Below are 24,558 nucleotides of genomic sequence, written 5' to 3'. Positions count from 1 at the left end.
GGTGGTGCGGCCGTTCTACGATCAGGTCGGCCTGGAGGTCGATCCGGCTCAGCGCGGCCATTTCATCGATCCGGCGAAAACCGTGCTCGACAAAAGCGACGCCTTGCGCAAATCCGGGCAAGGCGAGTGCCTGGATCCCAACATGGCGCTCGACAATGCGGACTACGACAAGGCCGAGATCGACAAGAGCCTGAAGACGCTCGAAGCGATCAACGGCGACCAGGCCAAGGTGATCGTCGCCTTCGTCGTCGCCGGTAACCCGCACCGCCTCGAATGGAAGTTCAAGAAGGTCGATGGCGAATGGAAGATATCGGACCTTTTGTCGGTGACCGGCGAATGGGCGCTCAGCCAGTACCAGTGCGAATGATGGCCGAACTAGCCGCGCCCGCGATAGGGAGCCACGCCGGTATCCGGCAGCCAGGCGCCTTCGGGCGGAGCGCCGGTCTGCCAGAACACGTCGATCGGAATGCCGCCGCGCGGATACCAATAGCCGCCTATGCGCAACCAGAGCGGCTTGGTCGCGGCCACGATGCGACGTCCGATCATCACCGTGCAGTCTTCATGGAAGGCGCCATGGTTGCGAAACGAGGTCATGAACAGCTTGAGCGACTTCGATTCCACCAGGGCGGCATCAGGTGCGTAGTCGATGACGATATGGGCGAAATCCGGCTGTCCGGTCACCGGGCAGAGCGAGGTGAATTCCGGGCAGGTAAAGCGCACAATCGCCGGTGGTCCGTCGCCGCGCGAAAACGGCACGGTTTCCAGGACCGCGGCTTCGGGGCTCTGTGGCGTCTCGACCTGCGTGCCGAGCTGGGTGAGATTTTTGGTATCGATCATGTGCGGTTTCCCTTGGATTTGCCGCTCATTAGCACAAATTAAAACGGCAGGAAGACGATGACCAGCAACGACCCGCTTCTCCAACCCTACCAGCTCAAGCATTTGACGCTGAAGAACCGGGTGATGTCGACCAGTCACGAGCCGGCTTACTCGGAGGACGGCATGCCGAAGGAGCGCTACCGGCTCTATCATGCCGAAAAGGCCAAGGGCGGCATGGCGCTGACCATGACCGCGGGCTCGGCCATCGTTTCGCGCGACAGCCCGGCTGCCTTCGGCAATCTGCACGTCTATGACGACCGCATCGTGCCGTGGCTGGCTGAACTCACCGATGCCTGCCACGAGCACGACTGCAAGGTGATGATCCAGATCACCCATCTTGGCCGCCGCACGGGTTGGAACAAGGCCGACTGGCTGCCGGTGCTCTCGGCTTCGCCGGTGCGCGAGCCGGCGCATCGCGCTTTCCCCAAGACCATCGAGGAGTGGGATATCGAGCGCATCGTCGCCGACTATGCATCGGCCGCCCAGCGCTGCCAGGCGGCCGGGCTCGACGGCATCGAGTTCGAATCCTACGGCCATCTGATGGNCGGCGGTCGGCGACAAATTCGTCGTCGGCATCCGCATGGTCGCCGACGAAGATTTCGACAAAGGCCTGTCGAAGGAGGAGGGCGTCGAGATCGCCAGGCGGCTGGCCGGCTCCGGCAAGCTCGATTTCCTCAACATCATCCGGGGCTCGATCGAGACCGACGCGGCGCTCACCAAGGTCATTCCGGTGACCGGCATGCGGTCTTCGCCGCATCTCGATTTCGCCGGTGAGGTAAGGGCGGCGACGAAATTCCCGACCTTCCACGCGGCGCGCATTTCCGACGTCGCCACCGCGCGCCATGCGATCGCCACCGGCAAGCTCGACATGGTCGGCATGACACGCGCCCACATCGCCGATCCGCACATCATCAAGAAGGTGATGGAGGGCCGCGAGCACGAGATACGTCCCTGTGTCGGCGCTACCTATTGTCTCGACCGCATCTATGAAGGCGGCGAGGCGCTGTGCGTTCACAATGCGGCGACCGGCCGCGAGGCGGATATCCCGCACATCATTGTCAAGACGGAAGGGCCTAAGCGGAAAGTGGTGGTCGTCGGCGCCGGCGCTGGTGGGCTGGAGGCGGCGCGCGTCGCAGCCGAGCGCGGTCATCAAGTGACGATCCTCGAGGCATCATCACAAGCGGGCGGCCAGGTGCGTCTGGCGACCCAGAACCCGCGCCGCAAGGAATTGATCGGCATCATCGACTGGCGACTGGCCGAACTCGCCCGGCTCGGCGTCGAGATCCGCTACGACACCTGGGCGGAACAGAACGATGTTCTGGCGCTGGCGCCCGATGTCGTGGTGATCGCCACCGGTGGCCTGCCGCAGAACCCGCCGCTGGCCTCCGGCGACAATCTCGTCACCTCGAGCTGGGACATCATGGCCGGCAGCGTCAAGTCGGCCGAGAATGTGTTGCTCTACGACGACAATGGCGGCCATCAGGGCATGGGCGCGGCCGAACTGATTGCCAACAGCGGCTCGAAGCTGGAACTGGTTTCGCCGGAACGCTTCTTCGCCCCCGAAATGGGCGGCATGAACCACGTACCCTATGTCAGGGCCTTCCAGGAAAAGGGCGTCACGGTCACCATCAATACCCGCCTGCGCTCGGTGCGGCGTGAGGGCAATCAACTGATCGCGGAACTCGCTTCGGATTTCGCCGATGGCTGGCGCGGAGAGCGCAGGGTCGATCAGGTGGTGGTCGAGCACGGCACGGCGCCGCTCGACGATCTGTATCTTTCGCTGAAACCGCTGTCGAAGAACGGTGGTGCGGTCGACTATGAGCGTCTGGTCAATGGCGGCGACATTTTTCCCAAGCGCAACGTGGATGGCGGCTTCGTGCTCTTGCGCATCGGCGACGCCGTTGCCTCGCGCAACATCCACGCCGCCATCTATGACGGGATCAGGTTCGGGATCAGGATTTGATCACGATCAGGTGGCGCGCAACGGCCTTTGCAAGGAGAGCCATCTGCCGCTCTGGTTCGTTGCGCGCCGCGCATGATCGGCTTTCACCGGCCGTGCGATTCTAAAACATCTTGGCGGTCGCCATGCAAAGCACGGTGATGACCAGCAGCCCGCCGGCGATGCGTTCGCCCCTGGTCATTTTCGCGCGCAGCTCCGTTTGGCTCGCGGCATCGGCGCCGGCAAGCTGCCTGCTGGCGGAGCCCACCAGCGCGCCTTGCACGCCGGCGGCGATCAGCGCCGTCAAAATTCCGAGCGCCAGTACCTTTTCCATCGAGCCGAAAGCACCCTCATGAAAGAAATACCAGAGCAGGAAACCGGTCAGGAAAGCCAAACCGGCCGCGCCCATTTGCGGCCGGAAGAACCGCTCTGCCCGGATGTCCGGATCGCGGCCAACCGCGATGGTCGTGCCGGCCCAGAAGACGCCGGCCATGACGTGCAGGCCGATGACAGCGATATAAACGTATTGCATGACCGCATTCCTCTCATTCGCCCACCGCCTACGCGCCGCAACCATGTTGCGATGCCACGGATAAAGCAAAATTAGATATCTAACGGTTAGATGTCAATCATGAAGCCAAGTTTCACATTCCCACTGCTTGCTCTACTGTCAGATCATGACACCATTTGACCGCCCGCCGGTCGGCATGAATCTCGGCCGCACCGCCAAGCTTGTCGCACAAGCATTCGACGCTGCCTTGGTTGAGGCAGGCGGCACATTGCCGGTCTGGCTCACACTGCTGTCCGTCAAGTCGAGCGAGCTTGCCAATCAGCGCGAACTCGCCGGCATGATCGGCATCCAGGGTGCGACGCTGACCCATCATCTCAACGCAATGGAGGCGCAGGGCCTGCTGACGCGGCGGCGCGATCCCGTCAACCGCCGGGTCCACCTAGTCGAATTGACGGAGACGGGAGAAGCGCTGTTCGAGACGTTGCGGCAAGCGGCACTCGTCTTCGACAAGCGGCTTCGCAAAGGACTGTCCGACGAGCGTCTGGCGGAATTTGCCCAGGTGCTTGCGGCGTTGCGGAAGAATGTAGAGAGCTAGGAATGCCGGCCTGATGGCTCAGTCGTCATAGCTCTGGATTGTTCCAAACGTATAGTGGCATAGTTTCAGCGCGGCGATCAGGCTGGTCAATTTTGTCGTGCCGTCAAAGCCGTCCTGAACATCTCGTCATGCATCGCTGGCCGGGTTACGCCAGGCTTCCCTGCAATACCGTCAGCCTGGCTTTCTTCGGCGTGCGGGCGGTCAGCCATTCGAGCGCCTTGTCATGCGGCATCGGGAAGGCGATGGAATAACCCTGCACCTGGTCGCAGCCGATCGCCATCAGCGAGTCGAGTTCCGCTTCGGTTTCCGCACCCTCGGCGACGATGGAGATGCCCAGCCCCCGGGCAAGTTCGGTGATGGCGCGCACGATCTTGGAGTTGTCGCCATTCTCGTGGATGTTTTGCACGAAGCGACGGTCGATCTTGAGCCGGTCGATCTCGTTGGGATTGACGTGGCTGAGCGAAGCATAGCCGGTGCCGAAATCATCGAGCTCCAGATGCACGCCGGCCGCCCTGATATGACGCAGCTTCGCCGCGATGCCGGTCTTCTCGTCGTCCAGAATGACGGATTCGACGATTTCCAGCGACAGTTTCTGCGGCGGCAGTCCGGCTTTCTCCAGCGTCTCGAACAGAAACGCATCGAAATCATGCTCGCGCAACTCGGTGCCCGAGACATTGACCGCAAGCCGGCCGAAGGCAATCCCGGCACGATTCCACTCGGCGGCCTCATTGATCGCCTTGCCGATCACGATGCGGCCGATCTCCGGCATGAAGCCGCATTTCTCGGCGACCGGGATGAATTCGCCCGGCGAGATCATGCCCCGCTCGGGATGGTTCCAGCGCACGAGCGCTTCGATGCCGCTGATGGAGCCGTCGGTCAGCGAGACCTGCGGCTGGAAATAGACCTGGAACGCCTTTTCGGAAATGGCGATCTTGATGTCATGTTCGAGCTGCTTGCGGTAGTCGAGTTCGCGGCGCAGCTCCTCCGAGAAGAAAGAGAAGTTGCCGCCCCCCATTTTCTTGGCGGAGTAGAGCGCCAGATCGGCATGGACGAGCAGGTCCTGCGCATTGTCGGCATCGATCGGATAGACCGCGATGCCGCCGCTGGCGCCCGGGAGAATGGTGGTGCCCTGGAACACGATCGGCTCGTTGATGTGCACCAGGATGCGCCGTGCCAGCATGTTGATGTCCTCGGTGCTGCCGGCTCCGTTGAGGATCATCACGAATTCGTCGCCGCCGAGCCGCGCGCACAGATCCGAAGCGCGGCAGGAATCGCGCATTCGCTGTGCCGTCACGACCAGGACATAGTCGCCGGCGGCGTGACCCAGCGTATCGTTGATCTGCTTGAAGCGGTCGAGGTCGAGCTGAACTACGGCCAGGCGCTCGCGCCGGCGATGCGCGCCCTTGATCAGCGTCTCGAAATGGTCGGTGAGGAAGGTGCGGTTGTGCAGGCCGGTCAGGCCGTCATGCACCGCGATGAAGGCCATTGAATTGCGGGCGTCGACCAACTCACGCGTCTTGCGCAGGATCGCGTTGGACATCGGCCTGAAGATGAACAGCGCCACCAGCAGGATGACGCCGAGTGTGGCGTAGAACAGCGTGCGGTGGAGGGAGAGCAGCTTTTCCGAGCGCTCGTCGGCATCGGCGCTGATGCGCTGGCCGAGCGCGGCATAGCCCGACAGCGTGGCATTGGCGACCGACGCATCGAGATTGACGCGTTCGGCGCCGCCCTTGTAGCCGCCATTGTCGCCAAGGTTGAGCTGCGATTCCAGTGCAGACACCAGCCGGTCGCCATTGGCGATCAGGCCAACCGAGAAATAGTCGAGATGGAAGGGTTTGGTGAAAAGCACGCTCTCGATCGACTTCGCATCGAGCTTGGCCGGCGATTGCGGATCCGCGCCCGTTTGCTTGAGCAGCAGATCGTAGTTCGTCTCGAACTCCGCCGTGGCCTGCTTCAGCGCGCTGACCAGCGCCGGCTGCTTGTCGCGCGAGGCGGCGCCCGTCGCGCTGGCAAGGAAAACGATGCGCTGCGACAGCGTCTTCTGCGTGCCGACGATGTCGAGCAAGGTGTGATTGTGCTGCTGCGTGGCCATCGTCTGCTGCAGCAGAACGAAGGAGGCCGCGACCATGGCGGCAATGATCAGCAGCGCCAGCCAGTAGCCAGCCTTGATCAGCAGTATGAGCCTGCCTGAAACGGTTTGCACCGGCTGCTGAGACATGTTCGGGGGCGGTCCTCTCGCCAACGGATCTATGCGAGCACCATTGGACTGCAAACGTTAACAGGACTGGAAATCGACAACCGGTCCGCAAGGGGGAAAGGGCCAAAGATCGCGAAATGGTTATCGCCTCCTTTCGCCGCAGGCCGGCATTTATGTATTCGTCGGCCCGAGCGTTCTTGCGTGGCGGTTGAACGATCTCCATGGCGTCCCAGCTGATGCTGCCGGGCCACCTGATCCGGTCGCTTTTGCGATGGATTTTTTGTGCGGGCGGGACGACAGTCTGCCGACGTCAAACGGGGCCCGATCATGACCGCAGCATTTCTCTCCCATATCGACAACGAGCTTGCAGGGTTGAAATCCGCCGGGCTCTACAAGTCCGAGCGGGTGATTTCCTCGATGCAGTCGGCTGAGATCGAGGTCGGCGGGGAGAAAGTGCTGAACTTCTGCGCCAACAACTATCTCGGCCTTGCCGACAGCGCGGAACTGCGTGCGGCGGCCACGCAGGCGCTCGACCGCTACGGCTACGGCATGGCCTCGGTACGCTTCATCTGCGGGACCCAGGAAGAACACAAGCAGCTCGAGACGACGATCTCCTCTTTCCTCGGCTTGGAAGACACCATCCTCTACGGCTCTTGCTTCGACGCCAATGGCGGCCTGTTCGAGACGCTGCTTGGCGAGGAAGACGCAATCATCTCGGATGCGCTGAACCACGCCTCGATCATCGACGGCGTCAGACTGTCGAAGGCCAAACGCTTCCGCTATGCCAACAACGACATGGCCGATCTCGAGGCACGCCTGAAGGAAGCCAAGGATTGCCGCTTCCGGCTGATCGCCACCGACGGCGTGTTTTCCATGGATGGCATCATCGCCAATCTCTCCGGCGTCTGCGATCTGGCCGAGAAATACGACGCCATGGTCATGGTGGATGACAGCCATGCGGTCGGCTTCGTCGGCGGAAATGGGCGCGGTTCGCCCGAGCATTGCGGTGTCGAGGGCAGGGTTGACATCATCACCGGCACGCTCGGCAAGGCGCTCGGCGGCGCTTCCGGCGGCTACACCTCGGGCAAGAAGCAGGTGGTCGACTGGCTGCGCCAGCGCTCGCGGCCCTATCTCTTTTCCAACACGCTGATGCCGGCGATCGCCGGCGCCTCGATCAAGGTGTTCGAGCTGATCCGCAATGGCGACGGATTGCGCGAGCGCCTATATGCCAATGCGGCCCGGTTCAGGTCCCAGATGGGCAAGCTTGGCTTCACGCTGGCTGGGGCCGATCATCCGATCATCCCGGTAATGCTGGGCGATGCCACGTTGGCGCAGGAGATGGCGGCGCGCATGCTGAAGCGTGGCATCTACGTCATCGGATTCTCATTCCCCGTGGTGCCGAAAGGCCAGGCGCGCATCCGCACCCAGATGTCGGCGGCGCACTCCAGCACCGACATCGACCGGGCCGTGGAAGCGTTCGGCGCGGTCGGCAGGCAATTGGGCGTGATTTCCTGAAGGGCCGGTAGCGAAAAGCGATTCCGGATCAAGAGATTCAAGGGACAAAAGAATGTCGAACATGATGAAGGCGCTGGTGAAGGCCAAGGCCGAACCGGGCATCTGGATGGAAGAGGTTCCGGTGCCGGAGATTGGCCCGAACGATGTGCTGATCAAGGTCAAGAAGACCGCGATCTGCGGCACCGACGTCCACATCTACAACTGGGACCAGTGGGCGCAAAAGACGGTTCCCGTGCCGATGGTTACCGGCCACGAATTCGTCGGCACGGTCGCCGACTTTGGTGCCGCGGTCACCGAATACAAGGTCGGCCAGCGCGTGTCGGGCGAGGGACACATCGTCTGCGGCCACTGCCGCAACTGCCGCGCGGGCAGGGGGCATCTGTGCCGCAACACGCTCGGCGTCGGCGTCAACCGTCCCGGTGCCTTCGGCGAGTACCTGGCCATTCCCCAGCACAATGTGGTGCCGATCCCCGACGACGTGCCGGACGAGATTGCCGCGATATTCGATCCCCTGGGCAACGCGGTCCATACGGCATTGTCCTTCGACCTGGTCGGCGAGGATGTGCTGGTCACCGGCGCCGGGCCGATCGGCATCATGGGCGCGCTGGTGGCGCAGTGCGTCGGCGCACGCAAGGTTGTCATCACCGACATCAACCCGGTGCGGCTGGCGCTGGCCAAGAAGCTTGGCGTCCAGCATGTTGTCGACGCCTCGAAGGAGAAGCTGCGCGATGTCATGCCGGTGCTCGGCATGACCGAGGGTTTTGACGTCGGCCTCGAAATGTCGGGCGCGGCCCCCGCCTTCCGCGACATGATCGATACCATGAACAATGGCGGCAAGATCGCCATTCTGGGCATTGCGCCCACCGGCTTCGAGATCGACTGGAACAAGGTCATCTTCAAGATGCTGCATCTCAAGGGCATCTACGGCCGCGAAATGTTCGAGACCTGGTACAAGATGATCGCGCTGGTACAGGGTCCGCTGGATGTGAGTGGGCTTATCACGCATCGGATTGGCATCGACGATTATCAGGTTGGGTTCGATGCGATGCGCAGTGGCAGTTCGGGCAAGGTGGTGATGGACTGGTAACGGCGGTATAGCGCCATCCGGTGAAACGTTTGCGCGAGGCGCCCCCCTCTGTCCTGCCGGACATCTCCCCCTCAAGTGGGGAGATCAAATTACGGGATAGATTTGCGTCAGGACAGAGGGGGCGCTGTCCCGCCAGCACATCCCCATTCTTTCGGCGCTACTTTGCTTCCAATGCCCTCTCAAGCGCCGCCACCCCACGCACAATCGCCGCACGTTCGTCCACGCCAAGTTTCGCCAGCAGTTCCCGCTCGAAACTCTGCGCCAGCGGCACCATCTCGCGATAGGCTGCAAGCCCGGCGTTGGTAAGCGTCAAGTGCTCGACGCGGCGGTCGTTCTCGTCAGGTGTTCGTACCAGCCAGCGCCGCCGTTCTAACTCGGCCACGGCGCGCGAGACCTTGGTCTTATGCATGGCCGACTGCTCGCCAAGTTCCGTCGCGGTCATCGTGCCGCGCTGTCCCAACCCCGATAACGTGCGCCATTCGGGCCGGGTCAGGCCGTGGCGGTCCTTATAGACTTTCGAAAATTCGCGGCTGACGGCGTCTGAAAGACGATACAGCCGGTAGGGCAGAAAGCTTTCGAGCTCGAGAATGTCCATTGTCCGCATCCGGGAAAAACGGAAGGTTGATAGTTACATTTTCGATGGTTACAAATGAAACCAATTTGGTCAATCCGGGAGGAAGCAATGGCCTTTTCCTACATGCCGGGTTTCGGCAACGACTTCGAAACCGAGACCCTGCCCGGTTCGCTGCCGCAGGGACGAAACTCGCCGCAACGGCCGGCCTACGGCCTCTACGCCGAGCAGCTTTCAGGCTCGCCCTTCACCGCTCCGCGCGGCACCAATGAGCGCTCCTGGCTCTACCGGATCCGGCCGAGCGTCAAGCACACGGGCAGGTTCAAGGCGGCGAGTTATCCCCTGTGGAAGACCGCGCCCAATGTCGGCGACCACGAGCTGGCGCTTGGCCAGTACCGCTGGAATCCGGTGCCGATGCCGAAGGAGCCGACCGACTTCATCAAGGGTATGCGCAGCATCACCACGGCCGGCGACGTACTTGGCCAGACCGGCATGGCTGCCCATGTCTATGTCGCCAATACGTCGATGGTCGACGATCATTTCTTCAATGCCGACGGCGAGTTGCTGGTCGTGCCCCAGGTGGGCAGCTTGCGCTTCGTCACCGAGGTGGGCGTCATCGAGCTTCGGCCCGGCGAGATCGCCGTGCTGCCACGCGGCCTCGTCTTCAAGGTCGAACTGGCCGACGCCGAAGTGCGCGGCTATGTCTGCGAAAATTATGGCGCCAAGCTGACTCTGCCCGACCGCGGCCCGATCGGCGCCAATTGCCTGGCCAATCCGCGCGACTTCAAGACGCCTTGCGCCTGGTTCGAGGAGAAGGAAACGCCGTGCCGGCTGATCGTGAAATGGTGCGGCAATTTCCATGTCACCGAGATCGGCCATTCGCCGCTCGACGTCGTTGCCTGGCACGGCAACTACGCGCCCTATAAATATGATCTGGCGACCTTTTCGCCGGTCGGCGCGCTGCTGTTCGATCATCCTGACCCGTCGATCTTCACCGTGCTGACGGCGCCGAGCGGCGAGGAAGGCACCGCCAACATCGACTTCGTCCTCTTCCCGCCGCGCTGGCTGGTGGCCGAGGATACGTTCCGGCCGCCCTGGTACCACCGAAACATCATGAGTGAGTTCATGGGTCTGATCCACGGCCAGTACGACGCCAAGGAGGAGGGTTTCGTCCCCGGCGGCATCAGCCTGCACAATCTGATGCTGGCCCATGGTCCGGATGCGCCTGGCTTCGAAAAGGCCTCGCGCGCGGAGCTGAAACCGGTCAAGCTCGACAATACCATGGCCTTCATGTTCGAGACCCGTTTTCCGCAGATGCTGACCCGCTACGGCGCCGAACTCGAAACCCGGCAGGACAACTACATCGATTGCTGGGCCGACCTGAAGAAGCGCTTCAATGGCACGCCCGAGGGCGACTGGTCTTGATCGGCAAACCAATGCCGGACCGGCTTGTGCTGCTCGGGTCGAAAGGCGGTCCGGCACTGCGGCCCCGCGGGCCGTGGCCGAGTTCGTCGCTGCTCGAGATTGGTGGGCGAGCCATCGTCGTCGATTGCGGGCTTGGCGTGACGCGCGGTCTGGTCGATGCCGGGGTCAGCCTGAAGGTGCTCGACCTGATCTTCATCACGCATCTGCATTCCGACCATGTGCTGGAACTCGGGCCGCTGATCCACACCGCCTGGACGGCCGGATTAGCGACGCCGGTCACGGTGTTCGGGCCGCCTGGGGTTGGCCACTACTGGCGGCGCTTTTGTCAGGCCATGGAATTCGACATCGAGATCCGCATCGCCGACGAGGGCCGTCCCGATATTCGCGAGTTGGTCTCTGTCGACGAATTCGGCCAAGGGCATGTGGCCGAGCAGCGCGGACTGACGGTCACGGCGCTGCGCGTCGACCATCCGCCGGTGACCGACTGTTTTGCCCTGCGCTTCGAGCATGGCGGCAAAAGCGTGGTGTTTTCCGCCGATACGGCCTTCTTTCCGCCGCTGGCGCATTTCGCCGAAGGGGCTGACATTCTCGTCCACGAAGCCATGCTGGAAGAAGGCATCGAGCGGCTGGTTGCCAGGACCGGCAATGGCGCGCGGCTCAGGGAACATCTGCTCTCCAGTCACAGCTTTGCCGAGGAGGCAGGCCGTATCGCCCGCGATGCCGGCATCAAAAGATTGGTGCTCAACCACCTCATTCCAGCCGACGATGCCGAGATCGGCGAGCTCGACTGGATCGCCGCGGTCAGGAAAACATGGGCCGGCGACTTGACGATCGCTCGCGACGGCCTTGTTGTGGAGTTAAGCGGCGCCAAGGCCGCATCAGGAGAGGGAACCGCATGAAGCTTGCCACGCTGAAGGACGGAACACGCGATGGAAAGCTCGTCGTCGTTTCGCGCGACCTGACGCAATACACCGACGCCTCGTTCCTGGCGCGCACGCTGCAGGCCGCACTCGACGACTGGCGCAGGATCTCGCCGCATCTCGCGACCATAGCGGAATCGCTGGAGAACAATGCGATGCCGGCGGCCCGTTTTCACGAGCATGACGCGCATTCACCGCTGCCGCGCGCCTATCAATGGGCCGACGGCTCGGCCTATGTGAACCATGTCGAACTGGTGCGGAAGGCGCGCGGCGTCGAGATGCCGGCAAGCTTCTGGACCGACCCGCTGATCTACCAGGGCGGCTCGGACTCCTTCGTTGCCCCGCGCGATCCGATCCGTCTAGCGGATGAGGCCTTCGGCATCGACATGGAAGCCGAGATCGCCGTCATCGTCGACGATGTGCCGATGGGCGCCAGCCTCGACGAGGCGCGCGCCGCGATCCGGCTGGTGATGCTGGTCAACGATGTCACGCTGCGCGCGCTGACCGGGCCGGAACTCGCTAAGGGATTCGGCTTCTTCCAGTCGAAACCGTCCTCCGCCTTCTCTCCGGTCGCGGTGACGCCGGATGAGCTGGGCGATGCCTGGGACGGCGGCAAGGTCAATCTGCCGCTGCTTGCCGACATCAACGGCAAGCCGTTCGGCCGCGCCGATGCCGGTGTCGACATGACCTTCGATTTTCCGGCGCTGATTGCTCACGCCGCCAGCACAAGGCCGCTGGTATCAGGCGCCATCATCGGCTCGGGTACGGTGTCCAACAAACTCGACGGCGGCCCGGGCAAGCCGGTCTCTGCGGGCGGAGCCGGTTATTCCTGCATCGCCGAACTGCGCATGATAGAGACCATTGTGTCAGGCGAGCCCAAGACACCTTTCTTGCGCTTCGGCGACACCGTGCGCATCGAGATGAAGGACAGATCAGGGCATTCGATCTTCGGCGCCATCGAGCAGAAGGTCGAGAAATACCAGCGGTAGGCAAAATGAGAGGTTTGAGTGATGGACCTGCTGGATCATCTGCGTCGCATGGCGGGGAACAATCTCTGGTCGAACGACCGGCTCTATCGCGCCGTGCTTGCGCTGAAGCCCGGTGAATTCGAGGCCGAGCGCACCAGCTTTTTCCCGTCGATCAAGGCAACGCTCAACCATGTCCTCGCGGTCGATCATCTCTATCTCGATTTTCTCGAAGACGGCGGCGTCGGTGCGGCTGCCTACGATGACTTCGTGCCTTTCGATGCCGCGCCGGAGCTTTACCTGGCTCAGCTTGCGGCCGATCGGCGGCTGATCGCCTTCTGCGATGGCCTGTCGGAGGCCGATCTCGACCGCCGCGTCGTCACCGACCGGCGTGAAGACGGCATGATCCCGGAAAAGATCGGCGATATCCTGGCGCACGTCTTCCTGCACGACATCCACCATCGCGGCCAGGTGCATGCGATGCTGTCCGGCACCTCGGTGGCGCCGCCGCAACTCGACGAGTTCCTGCTCGACTATGATTTGAAGCTGAGGAGAGTGGAGGTCGAGCGGCTACGGTTGGACGATCAGGCCAACGCAACATCATAGGCTGAAAAAGACGATCAGCGGCGACCAACGTCAGGCCTTTGATACGCGCGTGTGCTTTCGCCATCGGATGCTCATTGCCAGGCCCCTTATGACCAAAATCTGGTCATAAGGGGCCTGGCTGCAAGAACCTTGGCGACGGTCTGTCTATTCCGCGGCCTGAACCTTGATCACGCCGCGCTTGATCTGGTCCTGCTCGATCGATTCGAACAGCGCGCGGAAATTGCCTTCGCCAAAGCCTTCGTCGCCCTTGCGCTGGATGAACTCGAAGAAGATCGGCCCGATCACGGTCTTCGAAAAGATCTGCAATAGAATCTTGGTCATGCCGCCGTCGACCACACCTTCGCCGTCGATCAGGATGCCGTGCTTCTTCATCCGCTCGATCGGCTCTTCATGGCCGTTCACGCGGTCATACGACATGTCGTAGTAGGTCTCGGGCGGGCCGGGCATGAATTTCAGCCCGTTCTCCGCGAGCTTGTCGGTGGCGGCGTAGATCTCGTCGGTTCCCACCGCGATGTGCTGGATGCCTTCGCCATTGTACTTCTTCAGATATTCGGCGATCTGGCTGGTCTCGTCCTTCGACTCATTGAGCGGAATGCGGATCTTGCCGCAGGGCGAGGTGATCGCCCGGCTGACCAGGCCCGTGATCTTGCCGTCGATGTCGAAGAAATGGATCTGCTTGAAACCGAACAGATTGCGGTAGAAATCCCACCATTTGTCCATCTGGCCGCGATAAACGTTGTGGGTCAGGTGATCGAGGAAATAGAAGCCGACGCCTTGCGGCTTGGGGTCGCGTTCGCCGAGCCACTCGAATTCGGCGTCATAGGCCGAGCCCTTCTTGCCATAGCTGTCGATGAAATAGAGCAGCGAGCCGCCGATGCCGACGATAGCAGGCACGTCGAGCGCCTTGTCGCCGCCTTCGTAAGGCGTGGCGCCCTTCGAGACGGCATGCTCGAAAGCATGCTTGGCATCGACCACCCGCCAGGCCATCGAAGCAGCACAGGGGCCGTGCTTGTCGACGAATTTCATCGCATGCGAGCTGGGCTCGGCATTGACGACATAATTGATGTCGCCCTGGCGCCAGACGGTGATGTCCTTGGTGCGATGCCTTGCTACCGCGACATAACCCATGCGGGTGAACAGTTCGGCCAGCTTCCGCGGCTCCGGATGCGCGAATTCGACGAACTCGAAACCGTCGGTGCCGGCGGGGTTGTCCTTGCTGATCGTGGCGGGCGGTGCGTCGTGCGGGAAAGGACCCATGATATCCTCCGGATGCTGCTAGGCCTGAAAAGACCGTCTAAATCATAATAGCGCGGAGCCCACGCACGGTGCTTGCATTCAAACGCTTGAAATGGTGATCTCATGCGCGGACCGTGCATGACGAGAGATAAAACCATGGATCAGACGCGCATTGATCAGTTCGACCGCAAGATAATGGCGCTTTTGCAAGGCGACGCGCGGCTCACTAACAACGATCTCTCCGAGCGGGTAAACCTCTCTGCCTCGCAATGCTCGCGCCGCCGCCAGCGGTTGGAGGAGGACGGCTACATCAGGGGCTATCGTGCGGTGCTCGACCGCGACAAGCTCGGTTTCTCGCTGGTCAACGTCATCTCGGTGACACTGGCCACCCACAACCGCGACAATGCGCGCCGCTTCGGGGAATTGGTGGCGCGGCTGCCCGAGGTGCAGGAGGCCCATGCGCTGACCGGCGAGATGGACTACATCCTGAAGGTCGTAACCCCAGACCTCAAATCGCTGTCGGAATTCGTCAACGGCGTGCTCCTGCCGCACGAATCCGTGCAGCATGTGAAGACGGCGATCGTGCTGGAGACGCTGAAGGAGACCGGCGCGCTGCCGATTTAATCCTTCGACTGCTGGATCAGCCCGTACAGATTGGTACAGCGGGCGCCGGAGCGGCAATAGGCGAACACCGGGCCGTCGAGCTCGTCGAGTGCCTCGGCCTGGTCGTCGACATTCTCTCGCGTGATCTGGCCGCTGATCACCGGAATGTAGCGGAAGGCGAGGCCGGCGGCCTCGACCGCGGCCTTGAGCGTGTCCGCCGAAGGCTGTCCCGGCTGCTCATCATCAGGCCGGTTGCAGATCACGCTCTTGAAGCCGGCTTCCTTGATGGAGGCAACGTCCTCGGGCTGGATCTGGCCCGAGACCGAATAGTCTTCGCTGATCTGGCGGTATTCCATGGCTCGTATCCTCGCGATCTCTTTGACGGCAGTCTTGCCACTCCGGGGGGGGGGCGGCAATCCGCATCGAAGGAATTCTCTGCAAATAGACATCGCGCGCCAGAAAATCCAACCGGGCCGATACGGCCCGGCTGGCCGCGGATCAAACTCAGCTGCCGAGAATGGCGCCTTTGATCTGGCGGATGTTGTTGTGCATCATATCGATATAGGTCGAGCCGGGGCCGTCGGGCTGCGACAGCGCGTCCGAGTAAAGCGTGCCGCCGACCTTGATGCCGGTCTCGCTGGCAATCTGCTCGATCAAGCGAGGGTTGGTGATGTTCTCGACGAAGATGGCCGCGGCCTTGTCCTGCTTGACCTGCTCGACCAACTTGGCGACATCGGCGGCCGACGGCTCGGAATCGGTCGAGATACCTTGCGGGGCGAGGAAGATCAGGCCGTACTCGTGCTCGAAATAGCCAAAGGCGTCATGCGAGGTGATGACGACGCGCTTTGCCTCGGGGATCGACTGGATCGCCGCCCTCACTTCGCCTTCCAGCGCGTCGAGCTTCTTGGTGTAGGCGGCGGCATTGGTCTGGTAGCTGACGCAGCCGTCGCTGTCGGCCGTGCAGAAAGCTTCGGCGATGTTCTTCACATAAATCCTGGCATTGGCGATCGACTGGAAGGCGTGCGGGTCGGTGACCGTCTTGCCGCCGCCGGTGCCGGCGCCTTCGGCCGCATCGGCATCGGCGAATTCAGGCTTGAAGTCGATCGGCGTCACACCCTTGGTCAGCGTGACGATCGAGGCCTTGGTGGCGCTGGCATCGACCAGCCGCTGCAGGAAACCTTCGAAATGCAGGCCGTTGACCAGCACGATGTCGGCCTTGGCCATGGCGACCGCGTCGGCAGGGCTTGGCTCATAGACATGAGCGTCGCCATCCGGCCCGACGATCGTGGTGATCGCGACACGGTCGCCGCCGACGTTTTTGGCAAAGTCGGCAATGACCGTAAAGCTGGCGACCACCTTCAGCGGCGCCGCGAAGGCCGATGATGCGCCAAAGGCGGTTAATGTTATAACGCTCAATGTCAGGGCGGCGCGGACCGTTTTCAGCATAAGCGGGGTTCCTTCCAGAGGGTGAGGCGGATCAGGCCGTTCTGTGACGGTGATGGATGATGCGACCGCGCAGAATGCCGCGCGTGCCAAACAGGATCGAGGCGAAATAGATGACACCGGCCGACAGGATGATGGCCGGGCCGGATGGCAACGACGCGTGATAGGACAAGAGCAATCCGGCACTGCAGGAGGCAAAGCCGATCAGCACCGCCAGCACGCACATCGGCTCGACGCGTGCGGTCCAGAATCGCGCGGCTGCCGCGGGCAGCATCATCAATCCGACGGATAGCAAAGTGCCGAGCGCCTGGAAGCCGCCGACGAGGTTGAGCACGACGAGGCCGAGGAAGATGAAATGCACCGGGCTGCCCATGCGGCTGACCGAACGCAGGAACAGNACCGCGACGATGCCGCCAATCAGCATCAATGCCTCGTTGTTGAGCGCCAGCACCGTGCCGAACAGCACATGCATGAGATCGACGCTGGAGCCGCGGATCGATACCATCAGCACTCCGATGGCGAGCGAAATCAGATAGAAGGCGGCCATCGAGGCGTCCTCGCGCTGGATGGTGAAGCGCGAGACAGCGCCAGCGCCGAGCGCGACGATGACGCCGGCGATCAGGCCGCCAATGGTCATCGGCAGGATCTCAAGGCCATAGAACAGGAACCCGGCCGCCGCTCCTGGCAGGATGGCATGCGCCATGGCGTCACCCGACAGGCTCATGCGTCGTAGCATCAGGAAGACGCCGATGGGGCAGGCGCCGAGCGACAGCATCAGCGAGCCGAACAGCGCCCGCTGCATGAACCCGAAATCGGCGAAGGGAGCAATGAAAAGACCGTAGAGCGCGTCCATCAGGCGGCCCTCGGTCCGGCGCCATGGTGATGGTCGCGATCGTGGCCATGATCATGGCCATGATCATGGCCATGAGCGTGCTCGTCAGGCTCGCACCAGGGGGCGTTCTCTTCCCAGGCTTCGTGGAAGCGGCGCGCGCGCAGCAGGTTCTCCGGCTTCAGCGTCTCCCGGGTATCGCCCCAGGCAACCGGCTGGCGGGCAAGCAGCAGTGTTTCGGGAAAATTCTGGCGCACCAGATCCAGATCATGGACCACCACCATGATAGTGCGCTCTTCGCCATGCCAGCGATTGATCAGGGCAATGAGGTCACCGACCGTCTTGGCGTCGACCGCGTTGAAGGGCTCGTCGAGGAGGATCAGGTCGGCATCCTGCAACAGCACGCGGGCAAACAGCGTGCGCTGCAGCTGGCCGCCCGACAGCGTGTCGATCGGCCGCTTCTCGAAGCCGCCGAGGCCGACGGCCATCAATGCCTGGCTGACGGCTTCGCGATCTTCCCTGGTATAGCGGCCGAGCATGCCGCGCTTCGGCCACAGGCCAAGCGAGACCAGATCGACGACGCGGGCGGGAAAGGAGCGATCGAGTTCCGACTGCTGCGGCAGATAAGCTGCCCGCACGCCCGACGCGCGGATAACCTCGCCGGCCATTGGCTTCAGCACGCCGACAATACCCTTCATCAGCGTCGATTTTCCGGAGCCGTTGGCTCCGACCACGGCCGTCAGCGAACCCTTTCGGATCGTGCCATCGAGGTGATGGATCGCGGGATGGCTGTTGTAGCCCAGCGTCAGGTCACGGAAGGTTAGGCAGGTCTGGGTCATATCGTTCCGTTGGAAGTCGAGCCTGGCCGCGATAGTGGCCGTTGGATATGTGATGTTATTACATTAGTCAACAAGCCAATCCGGTGGATTTGCGACCCGGCGGCTCAATTTGCCGTGAGTTTCTTCCGTGCTGGTCCAAGGAGATTTGGCCCCGGCGGCCTTGCCCGAAGCCCGCGCCGACTCTAAACAGGCGCAACCCTCAAACGAAGGAACCTCGCAATGAGCATTCGTCGCATCGATGTTGGCCCGCGCATGAGCCAGATCGTCATCCACGGCAACACCGTCTATCTGGCCGGCCAGGTCGGCGAGCCCGGCGGCAACGTCGCCGCGCAGACCCGCGACATCCTCGCGACCATCGACGAATTGTTGGCCAAGGCCGGCACCGACAAGACCAAGATCGTCCAGGCGATCATCTGGCTGGCCGACATGGGCACCTTCGCCGAGATGAATTCCGAATGGGACAAGTGGGTGCCGCAGGGCCACACACCCGCTCGCGCGACCGGCGAGGCAAAGCTCGCCGGTCCCGAATATCTGGTCGAGATTATTATTACGGCTGCGCTGTAAAGCCGCTGCAGGTGCCGATCTTCCCCAAGCGGGAGATCGGCTTACCCCTGCGACGGCGTGAACCTTGCCACCAGCGTGTGGCTTTCCGCCGGATAGATGAAGCGCACGTGGGTAACCGGGTGCTCCGCGCTCCAAGTGCGACGCTCCACGACCAGGCAGGGCGCGCCAGGATCGATATCGAGCTCGTCACCGATAGTCTCATCGGCGGCCATGGCGCGTATCCGATGTTCGGCCTCGCTCCACGGCACGCGGCCGATCAGCCATGGACCCGCCGCGATTTCCAGAAACTCTTCGTCGCCGGCTTCCGCAACCGCCGAAAGATTGATCAGACGTCGCTCGAGTGCGAATGGCCGTTCGCCGGCAAAATGAAGGCCTTCGACCGCCAGTACCGACCCTGCGGCGGACAGTCCGAGCAAAGCCCTGTCCTCCACGTTGCTGCGCCGCCTCAGGCGTTCCAGCCGTTCGTAGCGGTAGGGCAGGCCGAGCGCCTCGACCTCGATCCTGATGTCGTGAAGCTCCAGCACCGCCGCTTGCGATTGCGGCTGACGGACAAAGCTGCCAGACCGGCGGCGGCGTTCAATCAAACCTGCCTTGGCCAACTGAGACAGAGCCTTGTTCACCGTCATGCGTGAGCATTTGTATTCGGCGGTCAGCTCATGTTCGAACGGGATACGGTGGCCGGGCGCCCAGGTGCCGGACAGGATTTTTTCCCGGATACCGGACAGGATGCGTTGATGCAACGAGACCGTCTCGTTGTCGTCTATCTCCGTCGGTTCAGCCATGCTCATCTGGGTTAACCCTCGGAAAGCGCAGTCATCACGCTGCGAAACCGTTCGGCGATCGCCTCGCGCCTGGCGTGTCTGCCAGCGCTGACCTGTTTTTTGCCATGCACCCAGACGCAATCGACCTTGCTGCCATTGGCAAAGATCCAGGCATCGAGGATCGCGTCGCCTGTCTTGCCGGCCAGCGAAGGGTTTTTGCCGTCCAGCGAGACGAGATCGGCGGATGCCCCAGTTGTGATTTGCGAGGCGCCGGCACCAAGGGCGACGCCACCGCCGTCTAGCGCTGCGTCGAACAGGGCGCGGCCCGTTGAGCCGCCGGCTACCGAAAGCACATTGCGGGCGCGGTGCGCGAGGCGCTGCGAATATTCCAGCTGGCGCAATTCGTCGGGCAGGCCAATCAGCACATTGGAATCGGAGCCGACGCCGAAGCGGCCGCCATGCTCCCTGAACAATGGCGCGGCAAAGGTGCCGTCGCCCAGATTGGCCTCCGTGATCGGGCAAAGGCCGGCAATGGCGCCGGTCTTCGCCATGCCGATGGTCTCGGCATCCGTCATATGGGTGGCGTGAATCAGGCACCAGCGCTGGTCGACAGCGGCAGCCCCAAGCAGAAATTCGACCGGACGCGCGCCTGACCAGGCAAGGCAGTCCTCGACTTCCCTGACCTGTTCGGCGGCGTGGATGTGGATCGGTCCGTTTGGCGCCATGGCGGCGACTTCGATCAGTTCTTCGGGCGTCGCGGCGCGCAGACTGTGCGGCGCGACCCCGACGACAGCTTGATTCAGCGCGCGAACCGATTCACGGCTTTTCTCCACGAGCCGGGCGAACCGATTCACATCGTTGATGAATCGGCGCTGGCCGTCATTTGGAACTGCGCCGCCGAAAGAGGAGTGGGCGTAGAACACCGGCAGCAGCGTCAGGCCGATCCCTGTTTCGCCAGCCGCGGCAGCGATGCGCTCGGCCATCTCGGCTGGGTTGGCATAGGGTTGTCCATCGCGATCATGGTGCAGATAATGAAATTCGCCGACGCGGGAAAAACCGGCCTCCAGCATTTCGACATAGAGCTGCGCCGCCACCGCCTCGACCTGGTCGGGAGTCATCGACAGCGCGAAGCGGTACATCACCTCGCGCCAGCTCCAGAAACTGTCGGCGGAGGGGCCGCGCAACTCGGCAAGGCCGGCCATGCCGCGCTGGAAGGCGTGGCTGTGCAGATTGGGCATGCCTGGCAGCAGAATGGAATGGCGTTCATCACCGGGCAAGGCGGCGGCTTCAGGCTCTACGGCCGTAATGCGCCCATTGGCTAAGGTGATCCGCACATTGTCGTGCCAGCCGTCGGGAAGAAGCGCCTGTTCCGCAAAGATATCGGTCACTTTTCTCTCCGCTTTCCGGTCTCGTATGCGATGATGGCACTTGCAGTGCGTTTCAATATGTATATACATAATCGCCACCGATTGAAACGGAAAAGATCATGGCCGTAGAGAGCAAAAACCGGGCAGGGAGGGTTCGCCTGTGGCGCAATGCGCGTCTGGCGACCATGGCTGGAAATCGTGCCGGATTGGGGATCGTCGAGCATGGTGCGCTGGCCGCGCGCGACGGCCGCATTGTTTATGCCGGTCCGCAATCCGAGATGTCCTCGGCTTTTGCCCAAGGCGAGATCATCGATTGCGAGGGCCGCTGGATTACGCCCGGCCTGATCGACTGCCACACCCACCTGATCCACGCTGGCAACCGCGCCAACGAATTCGAGATGCGGCTGGCCGGCGCCACCTATGAGGAAGTCGCCAGGGCCGGCGGCGGTATCGTCTCGTCGGTCAAATCCTTGCGTGCTGCCAGTGAGGGCGACCTGGTTGCCCAGACGCTGCCGCGCCTCGACGCGCTGATTGCCGAGGGCGTAACCACCGTGGAAGTAAAGTCGGGCTATGGCCTCGATCTGGAAAACGAGAAGAAATCGCTGCGCGCCGCGCGACAGCTGGGCAATGAACGCCCGGTGACGGTTCGCACCACATGTCTCGCAGCCCACGCGCTGCCGCCCGAAGCCAAGGGCGACAAGGATGCCTTCATCGATCTCGTCGCCAAAACGATCCTTCCCGGCGTCGTCGAGGAAGGCTTGGCCGATGCTGTCGATGGGTTCTGTGAAGGCATCGCCTTTTCGCCGGAACAGATGGCGCGCGTCTTCGATGTCGCCCAGGCGGCTGGCTTGCCCGTCAAACTTCACGCCGACCAGCTGTCCAATCTGCATGGCGCTGAACTTGCCGCCCGCTATGGCGCGTTGTCGGCCGACCATCTCGAATATACCGACGAGGCAGGCGCGGTGGCGATGGCCAAGGCGGGGATCGTGGCGACCATCCTGCCCGGCGCCTACTACTTCATCCGCGAGACCAAGAAGCCGCCGATCGACCTGTTTCGCCAGCATGGCGTCAGAATGGCTGTTGCCACCGACAACAATCCCGGCACATCGCCGCTGACCTCGCTGCTTCTGACCATGAACATGGCGGCCACCCTGTTCGGCATGACGGTCGACGAATGTCTTGCCGGCGTCACCCGCGAAGCCGCCCGTGCGCTGGGGCTGCTCGGCGAGACCGGCACGCTGGTATCGGGCAAATCCGCCGATCTGGCGATCTGGGACATCGAGCGCCCCGCCGAACTCGTCTACCGCATGGGCTTCAACCCGCTGCATGCCCGCATCTGGAGAGGACAATGACCGAACTGACCCTGAAGCCCGGCAATGCGAAGCTGGCCGACTGGCGCGCCATATACCGTGGCGCCGTGCCGAAACTGGACGATGCCTGCCGTCCGAAAATCAAGGCGAGCGCCGAGGCCGTCGCCAGGATCGTTGCCAAGGGTGAGCCGGTCTATGGCATCAACACCGGTTTCGGCAAGCTGGCCAGCGTGCGCATCCCCGCCGAGGATCTCGAGAAGCTGCAGCGCAACATCGTGCTTTCGCATGCCGCGGGCGTGGGCGAGCCGATGCCCGTTGCCGTTGCCCGGCTGATGATGGCGCTGAAACTTGCGAGCCTCGCGCAGGGCGCCTCCGGCGTGCGCTCGCGGACCATCGAGTTGCTTGAAGCGATGCTGGTCAACGACGTCATCCCGGTCGTGCCGGCGCAAGGGTCCGTCGGCGCCTCCGGCGACCTTGCCCCGCTGTCGCACATGACGGCGGTGATGATCGGCGTCGGCGAATGCTTTACTCCGCATGGCCGTTTCCCGGCCAAGGTCGCGTTCGTCTCGCATGGGCTGGAGCCCGTGACATTGGGCGCGAAGGAAGGTCTGGCGCTGCTCAACGGCACGCAGTTTTCGACGGCCTATGCACTGGCCGCTTTGTTCGATGCCGAGGTGCTCTACCAGTCGGCGCTTGTCGCCGGCGCACTTTCGACGGACGCGGCCAAGGGTTCCGACGCGCCGTTCGACCCGCGCATTCATCTGTTGAGAAAGCACCGTGGCCAGATCGAGACCGCGGACGCGCTGCGCAATTTGATGGCCGGTAGCGCGATCCGCGAGTCGCACCGGGTCGGCGATGAGCGCGTGCAGGATCCCTATTGCCTGCGTTGCCAGCCGCAAGTGATGGGCGCCGCACTCGATGTCCTGCGCAAGGCCGCCGATACGCTTGAAACCGAGGCCAATGGCGTCACCGACAACCCGCTGATCTTCGCAGAAGACGATACTGCTCTGTCCGGCGGCAATTTCCACGCCGAGCCGGTGGCGTTCGCCGCCGACATGATCGCGCTCGCCGTCTGCGAGATCGGCTCGCTGTCGGAACGCCGCATCGCCATGCTGGTCGATCCCGCGCTGTCAGGCATGCCCGCTTTCCTGACGCCTAAGCCCGGTCTGAACTCCGGCTTCATGATCCCGCAGGTTACGGCGGCCGCGCTTGTCTCGGAAAATAAGCAAAAAGCCTATCCGGCCAGCGTCGATTCCATCCCGACCTCGGCCAACCAGGAAGACCACGTCTCGATGGCCGCGCATGGCGCACGCCGCCTGATCGGCATGGTCGAGAATGCAACCGCGGTGATCGGCATCGAATTGCTGGCCGCCGCCCAAGGCTGCGATTTCCATCAGCCGCTGGCGTCGAGCGCAGCACTGGAAGCCGTGCGCAAGCTGGTGCGCGCCGAGGTGCCGCATCTCGATAACGACCGGCATTTCCATCCCGACATGGAAAAGGCGATTGCCATGGTGCGCAGTGGTGCGGCTGTGAAAGTCGCGAGCGCGGTGGCACTGCCCTCGATCGCCGGAGCGGCGTGATGACGGCCAGCCCCTGGCTCACGGTCACGCGCGGCACGGCGCCGCTGCTGGTGTCGATCCCGCACACCGGTATCGACCTCGCCGGCCTCGAAAACCGGCTGGTCTCGCCTTGGCTCGGCCGTCGTGATTGCGACTGGTGGATCGACAATCTCTATGATTTCGCCGCCGGTCTCGGCGCCACTGTCGTGCACACTGCGATCTCGCGCACCGTCATCGACGTCAACCGCGATCCATCCGGCGCCTCGCTCTATCCCGGCCAGGCAACCACCGGCCTGTGCCCGACCGAAACCTTCGACGGCGACCCGCTCTACCGCGACGGCGAAGAGCCGGGGCCGTCGGAGATCGACGAGCGCCGGCAGAAGTTCTTTGCGCCCTATCACGCCGCCTTGCAGGCCGAGATCGACAGGTTGCGCACCTTGCATGGCAAGATTGTCCTCTACGACTGCCATTCGATCCGCTCGGTGCTGCCACGCTTGTTCGAAGGCACGCTGCCGGTGTTCAATCTCGGCACGAATGACGGCAAGAGCGCCGATCCGACCTTGCAGGCGATGGTCAACCAGATCATGGCCGAAACCGGCGAGACTTTTGTCGTCAACGGACGCTTCAAGGGCGGCTGGATCACGCGCCATTTCGGCCAGCCGCTTCAGGGCGTGCACGCGCTGCAGATGGAACTCTCCAATCGTGGCTATATGCGCGAGCCCGACGGGAAGGGCACGCCGGACAATTGGCCGGTGCCCTACGACGCCGCGTTCGCCGCACCGATCCGCGCCACGCTGACGCGGATTCTTCAAATCGCCATTGACTGGGCCGGGCGCTGAC

General features: G+C 62.8%; 23 protein-coding genes and 2 pseudogenes. 14 read left to right on the top strand and 11 right to left on the bottom strand.

Features of this window, described 5'->3' with window-relative positions:
- A pseudogene (locus X742_RS149915) lies at positions 1 to 367 on the top strand (hypothetical protein); the annotation flags it as partial.
- Positions 368 to 375: 8 nt separating this feature from the next.
- On the opposite strand, the gene queF reads toward X742_RS149915, so the two are convergent.
- The gene (queF, locus tag X742_RS149920) at positions 376 to 837 is read right to left on the bottom strand and encodes a preQ(1) synthase (RefSeq protein ID WP_023773362.1); all 462 of its coding nucleotides are present in this window, start codon (positions 835 to 837) and stop codon (positions 376 to 378) included.
- A gap of 57 nt (positions 838 to 894) precedes the next feature.
- On the opposite strand from queF, the pseudogene X742_RS01000000170310 reads away from it, so the two are divergent.
- Positions 895 to 2,839: pseudogene (locus X742_RS01000000170310) on the top strand (NADH:flavin oxidoreductase).
- 100 nt (positions 2,840 to 2,939) lie between these two features.
- Here X742_RS01000000170310 and X742_RS149925 read toward each other — a convergent pair.
- The gene (locus X742_RS149925; protein ID WP_023773361.1) at positions 2,940 to 3,347 is read right to left on the bottom strand and encodes a hypothetical protein; all 408 of its coding nucleotides are present in this window, start codon (positions 3,345 to 3,347) and stop codon (positions 2,940 to 2,942) included.
- 145 nt (positions 3,348 to 3,492) lie between these two features.
- Between X742_RS149925 and X742_RS149930 the strand changes: the two genes are divergently transcribed.
- Positions 3,493 to 3,921 (top strand): MarR family transcriptional regulator, encoded by a 429-nt coding sequence (locus X742_RS149930; RefSeq protein WP_015318329.1) that lies wholly within the window; start codon positions 3,493 to 3,495, stop codon positions 3,919 to 3,921.
- A 145-nt stretch (positions 3,922 to 4,066) separates the two neighbouring features.
- Here X742_RS149930 and X742_RS149935 read toward each other — a convergent pair whose 3' ends face one another.
- Complete coding sequence (locus tag X742_RS149935) at positions 4,067 to 6,139, bottom strand: EAL domain-containing protein (RefSeq protein WP_023773360.1); 2,073 nt, start codon at positions 6,137 to 6,139, stop codon at positions 4,067 to 4,069.
- A gap of 306 nt (positions 6,140 to 6,445) precedes the next feature.
- On the opposite strand from X742_RS149935, the gene X742_RS149940 reads away from it, so the two are divergent.
- Complete coding sequence (locus tag X742_RS149940; protein WP_023773359.1) at positions 6,446 to 7,633, top strand: glycine C-acetyltransferase; 1,188 nt, start codon at positions 6,446 to 6,448, stop codon at positions 7,631 to 7,633.
- Positions 7,634 to 7,685: 52 nt separating this feature from the next.
- On the top strand, positions 7,686 to 8,720 hold the full coding sequence (tdh, locus tag X742_RS149945) for an L-threonine 3-dehydrogenase (RefSeq protein WP_023773358.1): 1,035 nt from the start codon (positions 7,686 to 7,688) through the stop codon (positions 8,718 to 8,720).
- 157 nt (positions 8,721 to 8,877) lie between these two features.
- Here tdh and X742_RS149950 read toward each other — a convergent pair whose 3' ends face one another.
- On the bottom strand, positions 8,878 to 9,315 hold the full coding sequence (locus X742_RS149950; RefSeq protein ID WP_023773357.1) for a MarR family transcriptional regulator: 438 nt from the start codon (positions 9,313 to 9,315) through the stop codon (positions 8,878 to 8,880).
- An 87-nt stretch (positions 9,316 to 9,402) separates the two neighbouring features.
- Here X742_RS149950 and hmgA point away from each other — a divergent pair, with 87 nt between their 5' ends.
- From hmgA to X742_RS149970, 4 genes are read left to right on the top strand one after another with little or no spacing between them, the layout of a single operon-like run.
- Positions 9,403 to 10,716, top strand: coding sequence for a homogentisate 1,2-dioxygenase (hmgA, locus tag X742_RS149955; RefSeq protein ID WP_023773356.1), 1,314 nt, complete (start codon positions 9,403 to 9,405; stop codon positions 10,714 to 10,716).
- Positions 10,717 to 10,727: 11 nt separating this feature from the next.
- A complete protein-coding gene (locus X742_RS149960) occupies positions 10,728 to 11,615 on the top strand; it encodes an MBL fold metallo-hydrolase (protein ID WP_023773355.1) in 888 nt (295 codons plus the stop codon).
- On the top strand, positions 11,612 to 12,625 hold the full coding sequence (locus tag X742_RS149965) for a fumarylacetoacetate hydrolase family protein (RefSeq protein WP_023773354.1): 1,014 nt from the start codon (positions 11,612 to 11,614) through the stop codon (positions 12,623 to 12,625). The genes X742_RS149960 and X742_RS149965 overlap by 4 nt, the downstream gene beginning before the upstream one ends.
- A gap of 21 nt (positions 12,626 to 12,646) precedes the next feature.
- A complete protein-coding gene (locus X742_RS149970; protein ID WP_023773353.1) occupies positions 12,647 to 13,207 on the top strand; it encodes a DinB family protein in 561 nt (186 codons plus the stop codon).
- A gap of 144 nt (positions 13,208 to 13,351) precedes the next feature.
- Here X742_RS149970 and hppD read toward each other — a convergent pair whose 3' ends face one another.
- Positions 13,352 to 14,464, bottom strand: coding sequence for a 4-hydroxyphenylpyruvate dioxygenase (gene hppD, locus X742_RS149975; RefSeq protein WP_023773352.1), 1,113 nt, complete (start codon positions 14,462 to 14,464; stop codon positions 13,352 to 13,354).
- A 135-nt stretch (positions 14,465 to 14,599) separates the two neighbouring features.
- On the opposite strand from hppD, the gene X742_RS149980 reads away from it, so the two are divergent.
- Positions 14,600 to 15,067 (top strand): Lrp/AsnC family transcriptional regulator, encoded by a 468-nt coding sequence (locus X742_RS149980; protein ID WP_023773351.1) that lies wholly within the window; start codon positions 14,600 to 14,602, stop codon positions 15,065 to 15,067.
- Here X742_RS149980 and X742_RS149985 read toward each other — a convergent pair.
- The 4 genes from X742_RS149985 to aztA form a co-directional block, all read right to left on the bottom strand.
- A complete protein-coding gene (locus X742_RS149985; protein ID WP_023773350.1) occupies positions 15,064 to 15,402 on the bottom strand; it encodes a TIGR01244 family sulfur transferase in 339 nt (112 codons plus the stop codon). The two genes, X742_RS149980 and X742_RS149985, sit on opposite strands and share 4 nt — an antisense overlap.
- A 148-nt stretch (positions 15,403 to 15,550) precedes the next feature.
- Complete coding sequence (gene aztC, locus X742_RS149990; protein ID WP_023773349.1) at positions 15,551 to 16,492, bottom strand: zinc ABC transporter substrate-binding protein AztC; 942 nt, start codon at positions 16,490 to 16,492, stop codon at positions 15,551 to 15,553.
- A gap of 31 nt (positions 16,493 to 16,523) precedes the next feature.
- Positions 16,524 to 17,342, bottom strand: a complete 819-nt coding sequence (locus tag X742_RS149995) for a metal ABC transporter permease (RefSeq protein WP_023773348.1) — start codon at positions 17,340 to 17,342, stop codon at positions 16,524 to 16,526.
- Positions 17,342 to 18,157, bottom strand: a complete 816-nt coding sequence (gene aztA, locus X742_RS150000; protein WP_023773347.1) for a zinc ABC transporter ATP-binding protein AztA — start codon at positions 18,155 to 18,157, stop codon at positions 17,342 to 17,344. Before aztA ends, X742_RS149995 begins: the two co-directional genes overlap by 1 nt.
- A 219-nt stretch (positions 18,158 to 18,376) precedes the next feature.
- Here aztA and X742_RS150005 point away from each other — a divergent pair, with 219 nt between their 5' ends.
- Positions 18,377 to 18,721: a RidA family protein gene (locus X742_RS150005; RefSeq protein WP_023773346.1), complete on the top strand. Its 345-nt coding sequence runs from the start codon at positions 18,377 to 18,379 to the stop codon at positions 18,719 to 18,721.
- A 41-nt stretch (positions 18,722 to 18,762) separates the two neighbouring features.
- Here the strand turns inward: X742_RS150005 and hutC are convergent, their stop codons facing one another.
- Together hutC and X742_RS150015 are read right to left on the bottom strand one after the other, a co-directional pair.
- On the bottom strand, positions 18,763 to 19,509 hold the full coding sequence (hutC, locus tag X742_RS150010; RefSeq protein WP_023773345.1) for a histidine utilization repressor: 747 nt from the start codon (positions 19,507 to 19,509) through the stop codon (positions 18,763 to 18,765).
- 5 nt (positions 19,510 to 19,514) lie between these two features.
- Complete coding sequence (locus X742_RS150015) at positions 19,515 to 20,870, bottom strand: formimidoylglutamate deiminase (protein WP_023773344.1); 1,356 nt, start codon at positions 20,868 to 20,870, stop codon at positions 19,515 to 19,517.
- A 98-nt stretch (positions 20,871 to 20,968) separates the two neighbouring features.
- Here X742_RS150015 and hutI point away from each other — a divergent pair, with 98 nt between their 5' ends.
- From hutI to hutG, 3 genes are read left to right on the top strand one after another with little or no spacing between them, the layout of a single operon-like run.
- Positions 20,969 to 22,201 carry an imidazolonepropionase gene (gene hutI / locus X742_RS150020; RefSeq protein WP_023773343.1) on the top strand — a complete coding sequence of 411 codons (1,233 nt, stop codon included), beginning with the start codon at positions 20,969 to 20,971 and terminating at the stop codon, positions 22,199 to 22,201.
- Positions 22,198 to 23,739, top strand: a complete 1,542-nt coding sequence (gene hutH / locus X742_RS150025) for a histidine ammonia-lyase (RefSeq protein ID WP_023773342.1) — start codon at positions 22,198 to 22,200, stop codon at positions 23,737 to 23,739. The genes hutI and hutH overlap by 4 nt, the downstream gene beginning before the upstream one ends.
- Positions 23,739 to 24,557 (top strand): N-formylglutamate deformylase, encoded by an 819-nt coding sequence (gene hutG, locus X742_RS150030; RefSeq protein ID WP_023773341.1) that lies wholly within the window; start codon positions 23,739 to 23,741, stop codon positions 24,555 to 24,557. Before hutH ends, hutG begins: the two co-directional genes overlap by 1 nt.
- Position 24,558 lies beyond the last annotated feature (1 nt).

Origin of the sequence: Mesorhizobium sp. LNHC229A00, assembly GCF_000502415.1 — a bacterium.
Lineage (GTDB): Bacteria > Pseudomonadota > Alphaproteobacteria > Rhizobiales > Rhizobiaceae > Mesorhizobium.
Note: the sequence above shows the minus strand (reverse complement) of the source record. Positions and strands in the feature narration are given on the sequence as shown.